Genomic DNA, 18,759 nt, shown 5'->3' on the forward strand with positions numbered 1-18,759 from the left:
TATTAAATTATCTAAAATGTCACTATTGTTTTAATTTTGGGTCTAAAGCATCACGTAGACCATCTCCAAACAGGTTAAATCCTAAAACAAATAGGAAAATTGCTACACCTGGAAAGGCAACTACCCAAGGAGCATTCTGGATTGCCGCTCTCCCATCACTTAGCATTGCCCCCCATTCTGGCGTAGGAGGTTGTGCCCCTAACCCTAGGAAACTCAGTCCTGCAGCATCTAGTATCGCAGTCCCAATTCCTAGTGTAGCTTGAACTATAATTGGTGCCATACTATTAGGTAGTACATGTCTGAACAGGATTCTACCATGCTTTCCGCCAATTGCACGAGCTGCTTCAATGAATTCCGTTTCCTTAACAGAGAGGACCGCGGATCGAACAATTCTCGCAAACTGTGGTACTCCTACAATTCCTACTGCAATCATCGCATTGGTTAAACTTGGTCCAAGTACCGCTACTAAAGCGATAGCTAATAGAATACTAGGAAATGCCATCATGATATCAATAATTCGCATGATTATTTGATCGACCCATCTTCCAAAATAACCTGCAATTGCTCCGAGGGTTACCCCAATAACCATAGAGATACCAACAGCAATTAATCCAATTCGAATGGATATTTGCGTGCCATATACTATTCTACTAAATATATCACGACCCAATTCATCCGTGCCTAGCCAATGCTCTCCTGATGGTGCTTGGTAACGATTAGGAATACTTTGTGTTGTTGGATCATGCGTAGCAATGATTGGCGCTAGAATGGCTGTAATAATTAATATGGTAATAATAATTAACCCAATAACAGATGTTTTACTCTTTAATAGCCGAAATAAGGCCTCTATCCAAAGACTTTTTGATTTTGCTTGTTTTGTTTCTTGTGTTTGTATATCTGGTGTTGAAATTGGTTGTAGCGACAATGCCTGCACTTCCTTTCTAATGACTTCTATCAAGGGAAAACTAGTCTATTCAAACTTTATTCTAGGATCTAAGTATTTATATAAAATATCTGTAATTAGATTAACTAACACAAAGATAATTGCGATGATCAAAATAGTACTCTGAACCACCGGATAATCCCGCCCAAGAACCGCTAAATAGACATATCGACCAATCCCCGGCCAAGAGAAAATAGTTTCGGTTAACACGGCACCACCGAGCAATAAACCAAATTGTAAACCAATAACAGTTAATACCGGTAATGAGGCATTCTTTAAAGCATGCTGGAAGATAATAATAGTTTTCTTCAAACCTTTTGCATTAGCCGTTCGAATATAATCCTGGCGCATAACCTCGAGCATACTAGACCTCGTCATTCGTGCAATAATAGCCATTGGAATCGTAGCTAAAGCTAAACCAGGCATTAGTATATGTGATAAGGAATCTTTAAAGGCTAGCCAATTCCCTGTTAATATACTATCTATCAAATAAAAATTGGTAATAGTATGTAATTCAACACCAGCTGTTAGTCTGCCACTTGGAGGCAATATATCAAAGGTAACTGAAAATAGCCAAATCATCATTAAACCTAGCCAGAATATTGGCATGGAAACACCAAATAATGCAGCAGTCATACTCATATTATCAAACCACGAATACTGCTTAACTGCAGCAATTACACCTGCAATCACCCCCACAATAACAGCAACAAGCATCGCAAAAACAGCTAGTTCTATCGTGGCTGGAAGTTTCTGAATGAGTTCCACTCCAATACTTTCCTTCGACTGTATAGATTCACCTAAGTTCCCCTGTAAGATATCACCTAAAAACCTTCCATATTGAACGTAATACGGGTCATTCAATCCAAGTTCTTCTTGTAGTGCTTCCAATTGGTCCTTAGTTGCCTTTTCACCTAATATACTCCTAGCTGGATCCCCAGGGACCAAATGAATAAGGGAAAATGCAAGAATCGAGACACCGATAAGTACGGGGATTAGCATGAGTAGTCTGCGAGAAATGTATTTTATCATTGCTTCTTTCCTCCGTTTTTCTTAGGAATAAAGAGATTGCCTCAGGGGAGGAGGGGAATCTGCCCCTTATCCCTCTGAGACAACTAATGTACAGCTTTTACTCTTTCATATCTAATAGATTAAAAGGTTCACTTCCAGTAGGATGTGGTATATAGTCTGCAATACTGCTACTTGCAGCCAGTGGTGGTGTAGTATGTGCAATTGGTAACCACGGAGCATCCTCATGGATAACTTCCTGAGCCTCAAGATATAACTCTGTACGTTTATCTTGATCCATTTCAACTTGAGCGGCTTTTAGAAGATCATGTAGCTTATCACTCTTATAGAATGCGATATTTCCAGCTGAGCCAACCGTAGCATTATCTTTATCAAGTAATACATACATGAAGTTGTCTGGATCTCCATTATCACCAGTCCATCCTAAGAACGCCATGTCATGCTCTCCATTTTCGGTAAGTGTTAAATGAGTGTCCCAATCGCTTTCAATGATTTCCACATTAATATTAACCGCCTTCAGCATCTCGGCTATTGCCTGTGCCGTTACCTTTGGCTGTGGCATATATGGACGTGGATTAGAAAATGTATTTAACGTAATATCAAACCCATCTGCATATCCTGCTTCTGCTAATAATGCTTTTGCTTTCTCAACATCAAATGGATAAGCTTCAATATCATCGTTATATCCCCATAAAGATGGAGGGATAGGGTTCTTAGCTTCTTTTCCAATACCTTCATATAATGCAATTAATTCCTCTTTATTCACTGCCATATTAATTGCTTGACGAACTCGCTTATCAGATAAAGGTCCTTCTTTATCTGTGTTCATTGCCATATAAGCAACGTTCATAGATGGCCTACGAATAATTTGTAACGCATCATCCCCCTCAGCTGTTGAAATATCCTGAGGATTTAATCCTGTCATCAAGTCAATTGTTCCTGCTTGTAACTCCATAAAACGTGCACCGTTATCAGGAATTACACGAAAAATCACTTCATCTACTTTGGCTACTTCTCCAAAGTAGTCTTCATTTTTAGTAACGGTAATACTGTCATCTGCAACCCATTCCTTAAATATAAATGGTCCAGTTCCTACCGGATTCTTGAAATAATCATCGCCGTGCTCCTCGACAGCTTCAGGACTCGCGATGCCAAATGGAGGCATTGCTAATGTTTGTAGAAACGGTGCATTCGGTTCAGATAAAGTAATTTGAACTTCATAATCTCCTGTCGCCTCTACCTTTTCAATGATACCTCCCATATCTTCTTCAGAGGCACCAAACATGTATCCGTAGTAAACAAATTCAGCAGAAGTTGTCCAGCGCTCAAAGTTAAATACTACATCGTCTGCAGCAAAGTCAGTTCCATCATGGAATTTCACATCATCTCGAAGTTGGAATGTCCAAACAAGTCCATCATCACTTACATCCCAATCCGTAGCCAATGCAGCCTTTACCTCAGTGTTTTCTTCTTCATAACGAACTAATGTATCATAAATTTGATTTGTTACATAAATGGACTCTCCATCAGTAACTTTGGATGGGTCAAGCTGAATGGAGTCCGCCCCACGCCCAAAGACAAGTGTTTTCTTTCCACCCTTTTCATCACCATCATCAGCGGTGCTTCCAGTACTATCACTACAAGCACTAATAATCATGGCAACAACAGCCAACAACATAAATAAATAACGCTTTTTCAACTCTCTTCCCCCTCATTTTTTGATGAATTTATAAAAATCCAGGACACTATAGAACGTTTCCTGAAATTTTCACGTTACCAGTTCCTTACTAATTACTTCTTTAACAAAATGACAGGCTGCCATCTGGCCATCCTCAGAAACAGGCTTAAGCTCTGGTTCTTGTATACGGCAAATCTCTTCCGCAAATGGGCACCTTGTGTGAAACTTACACCCCGTTGGTGGATTAGCTGGTGATGGCAAGTCCCCTTTTAGAATAATTCGTTCCTTTTCAAGACTGGCATTGGTCTCTGGAATTGCGGACAATAATGCTTGTGTATATGGGTGCTTTGGATTCTTGTAGAGTTCATATGCCTCTCCAATCTCTACAATCTTACCTAAGTACATAACCGCAACACGATCACTAATGTGGTGAACAACGCTTAAATCATGTGCGATAAAGATATAAGTTAAGTTAAATTCATCCTGCAATTCTTCCATCAAATTTATTACTTGCGCTTGAATAGAGACATCTAATGCCGAAACCGGTTCATCACATATCACTAATTCAGGTTCTAAAGAAAGTGCCCTAGCTATCCCAACCCGTTGCCTTTGCCCCCCACTAAACTCATGAGGATAACGACGCTTATGATAGGAACTTAAACCAACTACATCTAATAGGTAATCAATTCGTTTGAGACGTTCCTCTTTTGGCATTCCAAATATTTTCATTGGCTCCGCCAGGGTTTGTTCAATAGTTTTACGGGGATTTAGGGAAGCGTAAGGGTCTTGGAAGATAATTTGCATTTCTTTTCGTAGTTTTCTAAGTTGCTCCCCTTTGTAATTGGTTATGTTCTCACCCTTGAACCAAATCTCACCTTCTGTTGGTTCCAATAATTTTAAAGCAACCCTTCCTGCAGTTGATTTTCCACAACCACTCTCACCAACAAGCCCCAATGTTTCACCTGGTTTTACCGCCAATGAAATACCATCAACAGCCTTCAGCATTGGCTTTTCTCTAGAAAGTATTTTTTCACTTTTTAACGGGAAATACTTTTTGACGTTTTTCAGTTCTAAAAGTGCACTCATGTCGTAACCGCCTTCTTTGTTTGTTCGTAAAGTAAACAACGTACTAAATGATTATCATCCACTTTCGATAAGGTAGGATCATGGGTTAGACAACTTTCCATTACATGCTTACATCTCGGAGCAAAGCTGCATCCAGTGGGTAAGGACCTTAAATCTGGCGGAAGACCTGTTATGGGCTGAAGTTTTTCCTTGTTTGGTGTAATCTTAGGAATAGAATTCATAAGACCTATCGTATAAGGGTGTTTTCCATTGTCAAATAGTCTTTTGGTCTCTGTAAATTCTGCGGGTTTCCCAGCATACATAACCATGACACGGTCACATACCTCAGATACTACTCCCAGGTCATGAGTAATCATGATAATTGCCATGTCTAGTTCCTTTTGCATTTTCTTAAAAAGCTCGAGTATTTGCGCCTGAATGGTTACATCAAGAGCTGTCGTCGGCTCATCGGCAATTAATAAGGATGGATTACAGGAAAGCGCCATTGCAATCATGACACGCTGTCTCATTCCACCACTAAATTCATGGGGGTAATTTTTCAGACGTTTATTTGGGTCTGGAATCCCAACAAGGTTTAACAATTCGGTTGCTCTGTCTTTTGCCTGCTTCTTGGTCATATTCTCATGGGCTAAAATGGTTTCAACCATTTGTTTCTCCACTGTAAACACTGGGTTCAACGATGTCATTGGATCCTGAAATACCATAGAGATTTCCTTACCACGAATTTGTCTCATTTGTCTCTCATTTTTCTTTAAGAGATTGTCACCTTTAAAAATTATTTCACCATCCACTATTTTCCCTGGTGGAGATGGGATGAGTCCTAAAATAGACATAGCAGTAATACTCTTTCCAGAACCTGATTCACCAACAATACCTAATGTTTCACCAGGCTTCACATCAAAACTTACACCATCAACAGCTCGAACAACACCAGCTTTCGTAAAGAAATGCGTATGTAAGTTCTTAACCTCTAACAGCGGCTTCACGGACTTCATAAATCACCCCTCCTTTGACATCAAACAGTTAACTGATAAATCGGAATTATATACATTATACATATCATTCCGTCAATATATGTTTTTTCTCTTTTTTCTCATAAAAAATTTCTAGGAGTTTCTAGGTGCCTGTCACTCCCCGACTTTTATCAGATTTTGTCGATAGTTCTGGACATACAGAAAGGGTTCAGCACCTTAAATTAAGGTACTGAACCCTCCTTATATATATGTTTAATTATTTATATATTTCTCAAATACATCCCCAAAATCCTTCTTATGGTATTGTTCACGGATAGATGTTAACCAGGAGAAACCATACTCTGTTAGTTGCTTGTATTGTTCCGAAAGCTGGGTATCATTTGTTCTAGAATTATGAAGTACCGCTACTGCTTTATCAAGGCTTTGATGTGCTAATTCTTGTATCGTATTGTTTTCTTGCGTTAATTCTGCAATATAAAGAAGTGCTTTGTATAAATCATTTAAGCGATTTATTTCCTTCTTATCCACATCAACAGACATATTGACATTCCCAATAGTAAACTTAATTTCAATATCTAAATCTACTCTTCCAGCTGTTTCTAGTAATACATTTGAGATCTTATTATGTGAGTAAGAATATCTCTTGAGAACTCGTTTAGATGATACTGCATTTTCCCCGTCCACATGAATTAATGCCAAGTTAGTAAAGCAATACTCGTCAGACTTTGTTTTAATTAAGAAATAAATCTTCTCATTATCCTCATGTCTAACATAATCATCTGAATCTGTTTTGTCATAATCCTCAGGGCCAATAATCTTACCAATATCGGATAAGCCCAATGCATCAGAAGCAAGTTTCTTTAACATAAAAATCCCCTTCCATACCAATGTGTAACTAATTTCACTTTCATGTTACCACATTATTGTATGTGGGTAAGGGGACTTTATGCCTAATTCACAAGATTCACCATCACCATAATACTAACACTAATCACCCTTGTTAAAGAGTGAATTCCTTAAGCTTATTTCACCCCAGAAAGCCGCTTCCTTGCTGATCTAATATCAGGTGTAATCATACGATGATTCCTTGCTTTAGCTAGGCCATATAAAGGCATATTTCCATATAACGCCTCATAATTACCTTTTGAGACGGAATACGTTTCATGATAGATTCCAACGGCTTCATTATCACCTATCTTTTTATTAAATTCTCTCCATGCAGTTAAATGAGTTGGACCTTTTGCATAAGCCAATAAATCCTCAGTCGACTTCCAATAAGAAATCATAACAGTGGTTCTTAGTCCAAAGAAGCTTTCCATGGATAGAAACCCCAATTCTTCCTTATTCTCATACAGTTCCCGAATCATACGCGGCATAGCCTTAAATACGGGCAACCACTTCCTAACTGCTAATCGCTTATTAACCCTCATCCCAATTATAAATACAACCATATCCTCGTCATTGTCCGTTGTGTAACGCCCAGGAAACAATTGTTTTCCCATTTATATTCCTCCTTATTCTAATTTCGTAATCGTATCTTTACACCAACCAATCTCAGCAGCTGTAATCCGCTTTCCATAGTCCAAAGTAAACAACCAGTACTGGGCATCTGCACTATCAAGAGAATGCATTCGGATAGTGGATTCAATACCTTCATAGGTTTCGTATCGCTTTTGTAATATCTCTTGATAATTTATTAAGAATTCCATGGTAGTATGATTCGCTTGATGACGGCCAAAAAATAGCTTTAATAACACTTCATTTTTATTTACGGGAATGTCTTCTAATGGGAACTGTAACCAGCGCCTCAGCTCTTCTTCCCCTTTTTCCGTCAGAAAGTATTCCTTTTTATCCGGTTTCCCCTCTTGTACGGAATCTTCTACAGTTGCCAATCCTTCCTCCACCAACTGCTTTAACGTAGGGTAGATTTGACCATAGCTGATTTTCCAGAAGTGGTTCAAACTATTATCGATCATTTGTTTAATTTGATAGCCAGTTCTGCATCCTGTTGTCAGTATGCCTAATATCGCGTATCTTGTTTGATTTATCTTCTTCATGATTACACCTATCTTCTTGATATATATCTTTATGATATATATTACTAAAATAGTCTAATAAATGCAAATTTTTTCTAAATGCATGTGTAAAAAGTTTCCCAGATAAAAAGCCAAATACCCATTTACTTTTTCTTCAATTGATTGTATATTACTTAGGGACACGAAATAAATTTTCTTAGTGGAGGTACCCAGATAGGGACTACGATATGCTAGTCACTAGGTGCTATAGCTAGACAAAAGAAAGGCGAGACAACGATGGCTTTATTCTTCCAAGAATGGTCTTCGCAACTTAAGACTTACAATCAAAATATTAAACTAGCAATATGGGCCAACATCTTCTCCCAAATCGGGATGGGAATGTTTATGGTCATGTACAATATTTATATACAAGAATTAGGGCTCAGTCATGAGGTAAATGGGCAAGTTATTGCGCTAACTGCCTTAGCGACGGCTATCATTCTCGTACCTGCAGGGATCATGAGTGATAAACTTGGGAGAAAACGTGTGATGATCTTTGGGGTACTGCTAACGGGACTTATTTTATTTTTCCGGAGTATTGTAGAGGCACAAACACTTTTATTACTAACTGGTTTTGCTACTGGGATATTCACAGCCTTCCTACAAGTCTCCTCTATTCCCTGGTTAGCTGAAAATTCTAATCCGAAACAGCGTGTTCATCTGTTTAGCTTGCATTCAGCGATCATGACAGCGGCTAATGTTATTGGTAGTTTACTAGGTGGTACCTTAACAGATTTCTTTACGCTTTTTACTACGGAACTTAGTAGTATCAGGATTACCTTGATAATTGGTAGTATCTTTTATATTCTAGCGTTCTTCCCTATTCTTAAAATGGTGGAAAAACAAAAGCAAAAGTGGGATAAAACGGAGAAGATTCCGTTTAAAGAGTTCTTTCGGAGTAATAAAACAGGCTTTAAAATCATTATATTATTTGCCATCTCACAATTACTTATCGGCTTTGGTAGTGGACTTGTTATTCCTTATTTGAATCTATATTTCGCAGATCGATTTGCTGCTTCAAACTCAGTCATCGGATTAATTATTTCCTTAGGCCAAGCAGCAACAGCTGTTGCCATGTTTATAGGTCCTTTAGTCGTGAAAAAAGTTGGCGAGGTACGAGCGGTTGTTTACTTACAACTTGCATCGCTACCATTCTTATTACTGACGGCCTATACGGAGAATCTACTGCTTGCAAGTCTCGGATTTCTATTCCGCCAAGCACTTATGAATGCCGGAAATCCAATTCAAGCTTCTCTCATGATGTCAAAAGTAGATGATTCCGTAAAAGGGCTAGCAAACTCTATCAACCAGATGGTATTCCAACTAGGTTGGGCATTAATGGGACCAGTATCTACATCTATCGTAATGATGTATGGTTCTTATTGGGGTTATGCACATGTCTTCTCTATTACCGCAGGTTTATACCTTGTAGGATCCCTATATTTCTTCATCGTCTTCCGAAGACTAAAGTCAACAGATGATTAATAGTAAAAGGACAGTACCCACTGCTCATGTTAAAGCGGTGAGGGACTGTCCTCTTCTTTCCTTATTATAATCTGATTAATATCTCTTCACCGCTTGCGCTTTTCAAGTCAAAAATAGTTGTTCCGCGATGATTCTTTGCTTCTTTGATGGCTGTCTTAATAAGAGGTTTAAGTAGTTTATTATGGATTGGAGATTTACTAGTTGGTATTAATTCATTGGAGTGATTGTCAGACTGGGTTATTTTCTTCCAGACAAAGTTGGTCAGCATGATAGTTGTTGCAATATTTAGTGCAAAATAGGGCACGAGAATAGTAAATTTGCGTTGAGATTTTACTCTTATCTTTACCATATTGACTCCCTACTCGATGAAAATAGCAACTTTGTCACCATCACCTGAAGTGATATCAACAATTTGCCCTTCTACCTTTTGGTCAATTGCCTCTAAAATTAAATCTACATCAAGGTCCTGCACATACTTCTTTGAATCTGGTAAACTCGCAGCAATTCCATGACCTGCTTTTAGTACTGCATGGCATAGTCTGATAGGTAAGTTTACATTAACATTGTCATTATCATGAGACTGTATACGAATTTTCAAAGTCTTATCCATGTAATTCGTGGAATTTACCTTCTTTGATGGACCTTCCTTTTCTTTTAATAAAGAAATCAATTCAGCAGCTTTATCCGCGCTTATCTTTCCTTGTTCCATCATACTTAATATTTTCGCAACCTCTTCCTTCATCTTTATCCTCCTTATTCTTTTAACATTTTAATTGCTTCATCTGCCGTAATTTCTCCCCGTTCTAGCATCCCAACAACCTTACGTTCATCAGTGATGGTCTTGTCATTAGAATCATGTCCAAGTGTTTGTACAATGTCATTCAGTTTACCTCTAACAGTGGGATATGATATTCCTAATTCTTTCTCCACTTCCTTAATATTTCCTCTGCAAACTAAGAACGTTTCAATAAATTGAAGCTGTTCCTTTGATAGTAAATGAAATTTAGGTAGTTCAAATTCATTTTCGATAATCGTATTGCAGTGGTTACATTGCAGTTTGGTAATGGTAAGTGTATCGCTACAAACAGGACAACGGGTTAGTAATGTGTGGGTCATAAATGGTTTCCTTTCCTTATTTTGGTAATATTATATACGATATCAAATACATTGTAAATACCGAATTAACATATTTAACTTTTTATTTAAAAAACATTTAATATGTTAATCCTTATATTAATATATTAAAGAAAAGGATTTTCAGAACAAACGACAACTAGGTGAATATCCTATATTAAAGTGCTTTACTTGGAGGGATCTTATGCAAACATTCTATACCGTACAATCTGGAGATACATTGGGTGCAATAGCGAACCGCTTTGGACTTACAACGCCAGCCCTTATCGCAGCTAATAACATACCATTTCCGGATACCATATTCACCGGGCAACAACTGTCCATCCCACCTGGAATAAATCACTATAGGGTAAAAACAGGGGATACAGTATATAAAATAGCTTCTCACTTTAGAATTCCAACCTCCGTTATCATACAAGCAAATAACTTACAGGCTCCATACACCATTTATCCAGATCAACTTTTGGTAATACCATCTGGTCTTCCATTCTACACAGTGCAACCTGGTGATACACTATACCAAATCGGCCTACGCTATCATGTAATCACTGCCGGAAGGGTAAACACAGACCTCATTCGTACCACCAATAACTTATCATCTACTTTGATTTATCCTGGAATGCGACTTATTATTCCTTATGCTCCATTTGGAGAAGATGGGATCATTGCCTATACTGCCGGTGGAAGAGAAGGTTTTGATATTTGGCTTTATGATACGGCAAACGGGAGTACACATCAACTAACAGAGGGATTAGGCGAATCTTTCTCTGTTCCCTATTGGTCACCTAACCGTGACAGAATCGCGTTTGTGGGTAGAAACAACATCATCTATACAATCGATACTTCAACAGGTGCTATTGCTCGAATTGACCAGCTAGCAGAGGGATTAGGTGCATACCTCGATTGGTCACCTGACAGTCAAACCATTGCCTACAGCAAACAAAACCAAATTATACTGTACAACGTAATCACACACCGTGTACAAACCATTACCCAACCAGGTGCGACCGATGTACAATGGTTTCCAACTGGCAATCAATTACTCTTTCAAGCACCCGATGAAAATGGAGTTAGTCAGTTATACCGTATTCAAGCAAACGGAACTGGCCTAACTAAAATCACTGCCAATACAGGTGGAAGGTACAATCATGTTCGGCTCTCACCTAACGGCCGCTATGTACTCTATACGACACCCGGGGCTAGCATCTCCATCATTCATATTATTGATTTATCTACTGGAAATGAATTGGAGGTAGAAGGTGGACCATTAGCAAAGAATTACTTCCCAACCTGGTCTCCTGATTCTTCGTCCATTGTCTTTAGTGCAACAGCATTAGAAGAACTAGGATACTTTTCTTTTATTAGACTAACGGACAATCAGGCAACTAATGAACAAACCATCGCCATATCAAACTGCTTCTCCACTCCAGTCGATTGGTCTACAAATGGTACCAAGATTGCTTACCTATCTGGTTGTACTACGGAATCGTCAGCTAGTGAGCTTTGGGTAACCGATATAACTAATCAAGCAACGAGAAAATTAATCACACACCCTAACATCACAGCTTTACAATGGGCACCAAAAGCAGTTAAAGAGACACTAGCAACCTATCGTAATAACCAATTCCGCGTTCAATTTCATTACCCATCACACTGGAAGCAGGTCAGTCCAGAACGGTATGAAGGAAACAATGGATTCTTCCAAATTGCAGCGATATCATCCCCTGCTTCTATTGACATGGTATGCCAGAATGAGGCACATCATATTCTATTGCCTTATGGCTCCAATCCACAAATCAGCCATACATCCATCCAAAATCAGGAAGCTTGTTTCATCTATCCATCATCCGACCAACCACCAGAAATGAACAACCAAGCCGCTCTTATCATACGATACCCAACTCCAATCACTATCGGCGAAGACACATACCAGTTCTTCATCTTATGGGCAGATAATGCACATATCAAAGAGATTGGGTCGTCCATTAGATTTATATAATTAGTCTTGGGAGGTAAATTACAACCTCCCTTCCCCTATGCCAAAAGCACTATAAACTTCACACTAACTTAACACTAGGTTTACATTGCCTTGGTATAATTTACTATATATTTAATTTTGGTTTGTGTGGGGGATCAATATTGAACAACAAGAAGAATAAAAACAGTACCAATAAAGGAATTAGCCTTAGAAAACGATTATTATTTTTATTCCTTTTCTTATTAACGATTTCCGTTATTGCAGTCGGAATTAGCGCCTATACCATCGCTAGAAATACAACCATGGAAGCTATTGAAAAGCGACTCTTAAGTGAAGTAGATTTAACGAGTGATATTGCTAGTAATTTGAAATTCACGTATGTGAGTGATGAAGACTACTTCTGGCAACAACTCGAAATCAGCGTACGCTCGCAAAAGACAAAGCTTGATAACGATGGAATGATATCGGATTACTTTTACATAACGGAGAATAATGTAGTACCGTTTAAGATCAGTGAAAAGAGCATGATAGACATACCAACATCGCTAATCTCGACCATTCAAGAAAAAGGACATGGTACCATTCACCAAGTAGTTAACGGAGAAGACTATACCTTTAGTTTTGCACAGATGGATGAAATAAACGGAACCTATGTGGTTATGGTGAAAACATCCAGCTACATGGGGAGCATTAATCAAATGGCCTATCTCATGATTGGCATTATAGCCTTTAGTTTGTTCGTTGCAACCATCACTGTACTGATTTTCGTACGAGGTATTACGAAACCATTAAGTTTACTTAGAGAAAAGATGAAAAATGTTCGCAATGGTAACTTACAAGAGGATACGTTTACCATTAACACAACCATCCCTGAAATTTCTTCGTTAGTAAAAAGCTATCAAGCTATGGTAACCCATATGAGGTCCATGCTAACTCAAATTAATGAGACAACCACTCAACTGGAGAAAACGGGAAGTGAATTACAACAGTCATCTGAGGGAACACTCGCATCAAGTCAGGATCTAATAGAAGCCATATACGCAGTAAAAAATGGCGCAGAGGAAACTGCTAGTAGTTCGGAAGGAAGCTCCGAATCCTTCCAATCCATGAAGTTAAAAATAGAGACCATGATCCGTAGCATGGAAACCATCTTTTCCAATGCACATGATATGGACATGTCAGCAAAACACGGTGAAAGAAACATAACGGAACTTATTAATACGGTAAATTCGTTCAATCAAGATTTTGACCATTTAACGTCAACCATACATCATGTTCAAACCTATTCCAATTCCATCAGTCAACTGGTTGGATTAATTCAGGGTATTGCAGATCAAACCAAGTTATTATCGTTAAATGCATCGATTGAGGCTGCTAGAGCAGGGGATGCTGGTAAAGGGTTTGCGGTGGTGGCAAATGAGGTCGGTAAACTTGCCGAGCAATCATCTAGTGCAGCCGAACAAATAACGGAGTCCATTTCCAATATGGACACAATTACTACAACTGCCACAAAAGAATTCGAACAAATGCTTTCTAAAACAAAAACAACATTAAATAAATCCAGTGAAGCGAAACAATCTATCGACGAAATGATGCAGGAAATACTTGATGTAAACACTGAACTCGAACGTGTTCAGGGAGAACTGAAAGTATTAGAACAGTTCTTACCTCCACTCGAAAGAGAAACCGCTGGATTCTTATCCGTATCCCAAGAAACACTAGCAAGTGCCGAAGAGATGTTAGCTAGTAGTGAAAGTCAAGTGAAGCAAATGGAACACACACATGAGGTTGGATTAAAGCTTACCACCATATCCAAGTCCCTTATAGAAAGTACGAAGCAATATAAAATTTAAAAACAAAAGAGGCTGGGACATAACTAAAAGTATAAGTTGGGAACCTGAACGAAACGCCACATCAGCTCCGGAAATATACGGAGACTCCTGCGGGAGGATAGGCATCGGTGAGACCCCGGAAGAGCTTTAGCTCTGAGGAGGCTCACCAGCCGCCCGCGGAAAGCGTAGGGCATCGGTGAGACCCCGGAAGAGCTTTAGCTCTGAGGAGGCTCACCAGCCGCCCGCGGAAAGCGTAGTATATTTCCGGAGCGGGTCTATGCGCTTTTCATGTTCGTTCGGATTTTAATCAACTAAAACTCTTTTGTCCCAGCCTCTTTCTCTATTCATCAAGGGGGGAAGATGAAATTCAATATATAGTTTATCCAAAACGACCAGAAATATAATCTTCCGTACGATTATCAGTTGGTTTTGTAAAGATAGTATCAGTAACATCAAACTCCACTACTTCTCCATTCAAGAAGAACGCAGTACGGTCTGAGATACGTGCAGCTTGTTGCATATTGTGTGTCACAATAATAATGGAATAGTCTTTTTTCAATTCCTGCACTAAGTCTTCGATTTTAAGGGTTGATTTCGGATCTAATGCTGAAGTCGGCTCATCCATTAAAATAACATCTGGTTCAATCGCTAATGTGCGAGCGATACATAAACGTTGTTGTTGTCCACCAGATAAACCGTACGCATTTTCCTTTAAACGATCCTTCACTTCGTCCCAAATGTAAGCACCGCGTAGACTTTTCTCCACAATTTCATCTAGTATCTTCTTGTTACGAATTCCATGAATTCGTGGACCATAGGCAATGTTATCGTAAATAGACTTCGGAAATGGATTCGGTTTTTGGAATACCATCCCAACACGAGTTCTAAGGTTCTCCACTTTAAAGGATTTATCTAAAATACTTTGTCCTTTATACGTGATCTCACCTGTAGTTCGTACTGTCGGAACTAATTCCACCATACGATTTAATGTTTTTAAATAGGTAGACTTCCCACATCCAGAAGGACCAATAATCGCCGTTACTTCTTTTTCATTAATTTGTAGATTAATATCCTTTAAAGCATGTGTTTCACCATACCAAAGATTTAAATCCTTTGTATCAAAGACTACTTGATTATTCGCATGTACAGCAGATGCTATATCTGTTTTACTATTGTTTACCATCGTTATATTCTCCTTAACTGTCAAAAGACTCATTGTTATTTCCTCCTTGGTTTAGAAACGTTGTTGGAATTTATTACGGATAAATATTGCTGTTGAATTTAATACAAATAACAATACTAATAGAACGATAATGGTACCTGCAGCAAGATTTGCATATTCCGCAACTAACGATGAATCAATTGTCCAATAATAAATTTGCATCGGTAGAGCTGTAAATTTATCAAAGATTCCTTCCGGGAAAGGAATAATTAACGCAGGGATTCCGATTACTGTAAGTGGTGCTGTCTCACCAATTGCACGGGAAAGGGCTAAAATCGCACCTGTTAACATACCCGGTAATGCAGCAGGTAAAATAACATTTTTGATTGTTTGCCATTTCGTTGCTCCCATACCGTAAGATGCTTCACTTAAGAATCCTGGAACAGCACGTATGGCTTCTTGAGCGGCAACAATTACGATAGGAAGAATGAGTAGTGATAGGGTTAAACCACCAGCTAGGATAATATTCCCCATTTCCATTGCCCGAACAAATATCGTCAGTCCTAAAATCCCATAAACTATTGATGGTACACCTGCTAGATTCGATATATTCGTTTGAATAATAGATTGCAAGCGACCTTTTTTCGCATATAATTCCAGATAGATTGCAGTCCCAATTCCTAGAATTAACGTAACAGGTGCTACGACTAACATCATCCATAACGTACCAAGTAAGGCACCCATTATTCCTGCACGTTCTGCATCTGTTGATTGCCTTCCAGTTAGAAAGTTCCAGTCTATCCAACCAATACTATCCACTACAACTCGATAGATTAATATAGCTAAAACAATAAGTCCAAAGAGAGTCGCAAGGAAGAACAAGGCCTTTGAAATATTATTTTTGGCAATTCTACCATTCATGCGCTTCGTAACTTGTTCTACATTTAAATACTTCATCCTAGTATTCCTCCCTAAACTTACGAGAGACGTATCTTGCAAGTAGATTCATTAATAATGTGAATACAAATAAAGTCATGGCAACAGCATATAAGCTATAATAAATCGTCGTTCCAGCTGCCGCTTCTCCACCAGATACTTCAACAATATAAGCCGTCATTGTCTGCATAGATTGAGTTATATCAAAGGTAAAGTTTTTCGAGCTACCACTAGCAATCGTAACGATCATGGTTTCTCCAATTGCACGAGAAATTCCTAGTACAAAGGAAGCAATAATCCCTGATAACGCTGCAGGAATTACAACCTTAAACGTTGTTTCCAATTTAGTAGCCCCTAGACCTAATGCCCCTTCACGCATTGCTTTAGGAACAGAGCTCATGGCATCTTCAGAAAGCGAAGCAATCATCGGGATAATCATGATTCCCATGACAATACCAGGACTTAGAATATTAGTCGCTGCCACATCTGGCCAGAATGAACGGATAAGTGGTGTCACAAAAGTAAATGCAAAGAATCCATAAACGATTGTTGGAATTCCAGCTAGAATTTCTAACATTGGTTTTAACACTCTTCTTACTCGGTCGGATGCGTACTCACTTAGATAGATTGCAGCCATTAGACCAATTGGTCCTGCCACCAACATAGCAATTGCCGATGAAATGATTGTTCCATTTAACAATGGCAATACACCAAATTCTGGATTTTGACTCATTGGCTTTAATACAGTTCCAGTAAAGAAATCCCAAATAGGAATACGTTTGAAAAATTCAATTGTCTCGGATAATAGTGTGAATACAATTCCAACTGTCGTAAACACAGTGATGATCGCAAACAAAAATAGCACTACTGGAATTAACTTTTCCGTTATACTAGACAAACTTTTGCTTTGTTTGTTTTTTGCAATCATACCTTTTACATCGATGGAGTTATTCTCGTACTTGTTGTTTGCTGCCATCGCACGCAGCTCTCCTTCCAAATCGTAAAGTCAATAAGATGAGAGCATCCTTGCGCCCTCATCTTATGATATTTTTGTGTGAAAATAATTCTATGTTAGTCTATATTCAATTATTGAAGTCCTTTTAATTCCTCAACTAAGCTTGAAGCTTCTTCTTCAGGAATTGGAGCAAATCCAGTTTCACCTGCAACATTATTAGCATTTTCCATGACGTAGATTGCATAATCTAGTACTTGTGCTTTGTCTTTTGCATTGTTTACGTTCAGGTACGTGAATACTGGGCGAGTAAATCCTGCATAATCTCCATCTTCAGCAATCGTATCAAGAGATGGTATTACTGCACCTTCACCAAAATCAATTCCTACAGCATTAACTTTTTCTTTGTTGCTATCATAGTAACCAAATCCAAAGAAGCCAATTGCATTTGTGTCTTCAGAAACTAGTGTTACTAAAGTTGAGTAATCTTGTTGAAGATTAATATCACTAACTAAATCTTGCTCTTCCAAGATGTTTTCATAAAAGAACTCATAAGTTCCGTGGTTTTCGTTTGGACCGTAAGTTTGGATTTTTTCATTAGGCCAGTCAGCATTTACATCAGACCAGTTTGTATATTCGCCAAGGAAGATTCCTTTTACTTGATCAGTAGTTAATTCAGTTGCCCAGTCATTATCAGGGTGTGTCACAATAGTTAGACCATCTAAAGCTACTTTTAATTCTTTTACTTCAATTCCAAGCTCTTCTGCTTTTGATTTTTCTTCATCTTTAATTAAGCGAGAGGCATCGTTAAAGTCTGTACCATTTTCTTGCAAGAATTTTTCAAAACCTGCAGAAGTACCAGCACGGCTTACTTCTACTGAAACATTTGGTTGTTCATCAAGCATATAATTTTCAGCTAGTTTAGACATAAGTGGAAATACAGTACCAGATCCATCGATTACTACGCTACCTTCTAATTCTTCTGAAGCTTTATCTTCGCTTCCGTTATCTGTGTTTTCTGAAGCGTTATCTCCTGATTTGTTATCTTCTTCGCTATCCCCACATGCAACAAGCACTACTGCTAAAGCTGCTACAACTAGGAACATTAAATACTTTTTGAATTTCATCTAAAATTGTCCTCCCCAAAGTGCAATTTATGTTTTTTTAGAGGGTTTGTGTTTCCCTCTTACAAATCTAAGTATAGGGGGCGAATGTTAAGTAGATATGGATTAAATGTAAAGGGTTTGTAAATTTATTATTCTTTTATTAAGTCTAATAGATAGATACTGTGCTCTAATAATTATTAATTGGGAGCACCATACTCGCTACAGAAATACACTCCGCTTTTACTGTCAGCATAGTGGCGACATCTGTTCGAAAGTACCTCACAGTGTCTACCTTGCCGCGGGCGGCTGGTGAGCCTCGGGCCAACAGGATGTTGGTCACAAAGGCGTTGCCTCAGGATGAGGCGTTCCTAGCCTTTGAACCCCTATTT

Annotated in this window: 18 protein-coding genes; 3 read left to right on the top strand and 15 right to left on the bottom strand. The window is 38.5% G+C overall.

What is annotated here, in order from left to right; translation table 11 throughout:
- Positions 1–22: 22 nt before the first annotated feature.
- The 8 genes from nikC to BN999_RS16455 form a co-directional block, all read right to left on the bottom strand.
- Entirely contained in the window at positions 23–934 is a 912-nt protein-coding gene (gene nikC, locus BN999_RS16420) for a nickel transporter permease (protein WP_373453638.1), read from the bottom strand.
- Positions 935–970: 36 nt separating this feature from the next.
- Positions 971–1,975: an ABC transporter permease gene (locus BN999_RS16425; protein WP_096273149.1), complete on the bottom strand. Its 1,005-nt coding sequence runs from the start codon at positions 1,973–1,975 to the stop codon at positions 971–973.
- A 97-nt stretch (positions 1,976–2,072) separates the two neighbouring features.
- Entirely contained in the window at positions 2,073–3,671 is a 1,599-nt protein-coding gene (locus BN999_RS16430; protein WP_255247496.1) for an ABC transporter substrate-binding protein, read from the bottom strand.
- A gap of 69 nt (positions 3,672–3,740) precedes the next feature.
- Positions 3,741–4,736 carry an ABC transporter ATP-binding protein gene (locus BN999_RS16435; protein WP_096273151.1) on the bottom strand — a complete coding sequence of 332 codons (996 nt, stop codon included), beginning with the start codon at positions 4,734–4,736 and terminating at the stop codon, positions 3,741–3,743.
- On the bottom strand, positions 4,733–5,731 hold the full coding sequence (locus BN999_RS16440) for an ABC transporter ATP-binding protein (protein ID WP_096273153.1): 999 nt from the start codon (positions 5,729–5,731) through the stop codon (positions 4,733–4,735). Before BN999_RS16440 ends, BN999_RS16435 begins: the two co-directional genes overlap by 4 nt.
- Before the next feature lie 231 nt (positions 5,732–5,962).
- Complete coding sequence (locus BN999_RS16445; protein ID WP_096273155.1) at positions 5,963–6,577, bottom strand: PH domain-containing protein; 615 nt, start codon at positions 6,575–6,577, stop codon at positions 5,963–5,965.
- Positions 6,578–6,732: 155 nt separating this feature from the next.
- Entirely contained in the window at positions 6,733–7,212 is a 480-nt protein-coding gene (locus tag BN999_RS16450; RefSeq protein WP_096273157.1) for a DUF4188 domain-containing protein, read from the bottom strand.
- A 12-nt stretch (positions 7,213–7,224) separates the two neighbouring features.
- A complete protein-coding gene (locus BN999_RS16455) occupies positions 7,225–7,767 on the bottom strand; it encodes a PadR family transcriptional regulator (RefSeq protein WP_096273159.1) in 543 nt (180 codons plus the stop codon).
- Positions 7,768–8,022: 255 nt separating this feature from the next.
- On the opposite strand from BN999_RS16455, the gene BN999_RS16460 reads away from it, so the two are divergent.
- Positions 8,023–9,270, top strand: a complete 1,248-nt coding sequence (locus BN999_RS16460) for an MFS transporter (RefSeq protein ID WP_096273161.1) — start codon at positions 8,023–8,025, stop codon at positions 9,268–9,270.
- A 64-nt stretch (positions 9,271–9,334) separates the two neighbouring features.
- Here BN999_RS16460 and BN999_RS16465 read toward each other — a convergent pair whose 3' ends face one another.
- The 3 genes from BN999_RS16465 to BN999_RS16475 are packed head-to-tail and all read right to left on the bottom strand — an operon-like array spanning position 9,335 to position 10,386.
- Positions 9,335–9,619, bottom strand: a complete 285-nt coding sequence (locus tag BN999_RS16465) for a hypothetical protein (RefSeq protein ID WP_096273163.1) — start codon at positions 9,617–9,619, stop codon at positions 9,335–9,337.
- 9 nt (positions 9,620–9,628) lie between these two features.
- Positions 9,629–10,012 (bottom strand): SHOCT-like domain-containing protein, encoded by a 384-nt coding sequence (locus BN999_RS16470; protein ID WP_096273165.1) that lies wholly within the window; start codon positions 10,010–10,012, stop codon positions 9,629–9,631.
- Positions 10,013–10,023: 11 nt separating this feature from the next.
- Positions 10,024–10,386, bottom strand: coding sequence for a DUF2089 domain-containing protein (locus tag BN999_RS16475; protein ID WP_096273167.1), 363 nt, complete (start codon positions 10,384–10,386; stop codon positions 10,024–10,026).
- Positions 10,387–10,588: 202 nt separating this feature from the next.
- On the opposite strand from BN999_RS16475, the gene BN999_RS16480 reads away from it, so the two are divergent.
- Together BN999_RS16480 and BN999_RS16485 are read left to right on the top strand one after the other, a co-directional pair.
- Positions 10,589–12,403: a LysM peptidoglycan-binding domain-containing protein gene (locus BN999_RS16480; RefSeq protein WP_096273169.1), complete on the top strand. Its 1,815-nt coding sequence runs from the start codon at positions 10,589–10,591 to the stop codon at positions 12,401–12,403.
- A 140-nt stretch (positions 12,404–12,543) separates the two neighbouring features.
- Positions 12,544–14,235: a methyl-accepting chemotaxis protein gene (locus BN999_RS16485; protein WP_096273171.1), complete on the top strand. Its 1,692-nt coding sequence runs from the start codon at positions 12,544–12,546 to the stop codon at positions 14,233–14,235.
- 358 nt (positions 14,236–14,593) lie between these two features.
- On the opposite strand, the gene pstB is transcribed toward BN999_RS16485, so the two are convergent.
- The 4 genes from pstB to BN999_RS16505 all read right to left on the bottom strand — a co-directional run bounded on the left by pstB (position 14,594) and on the right by BN999_RS16505 (position 18,391).
- Complete coding sequence (gene pstB / locus BN999_RS16490) at positions 14,594–15,397, bottom strand: phosphate ABC transporter ATP-binding protein PstB (protein ID WP_255247503.1); 804 nt, start codon at positions 15,395–15,397, stop codon at positions 14,594–14,596.
- Between the two features lie 51 nt (positions 15,398–15,448).
- The gene (gene pstA, locus BN999_RS16495) at positions 15,449–16,333 is read right to left on the bottom strand and encodes a phosphate ABC transporter permease PstA (RefSeq protein ID WP_096273175.1); all 885 of its coding nucleotides are present in this window, start codon (positions 16,331–16,333) and stop codon (positions 15,449–15,451) included.
- A 1-nt stretch (position 16,334) separates the two neighbouring features.
- Positions 16,335–17,288 (bottom strand): phosphate ABC transporter permease subunit PstC, encoded by a 954-nt coding sequence (gene pstC, locus BN999_RS16500; RefSeq protein WP_096273177.1) that lies wholly within the window; start codon positions 17,286–17,288, stop codon positions 16,335–16,337.
- A gap of 110 nt (positions 17,289–17,398) precedes the next feature.
- Positions 17,399–18,391, bottom strand: a complete 993-nt coding sequence (locus BN999_RS16505; protein ID WP_096273179.1) for a PstS family phosphate ABC transporter substrate-binding protein — start codon at positions 18,389–18,391, stop codon at positions 17,399–17,401.
- Positions 18,392–18,759: the final 368 nt, after the last annotated feature.

Source organism: Paucisalibacillus globulus (assembly GCF_900184735.1).
GTDB classification, from domain to species: domain Bacteria; phylum Bacillota; class Bacilli; order Bacillales; family Amphibacillaceae; genus Ornithinibacillus; species Ornithinibacillus globulus_B.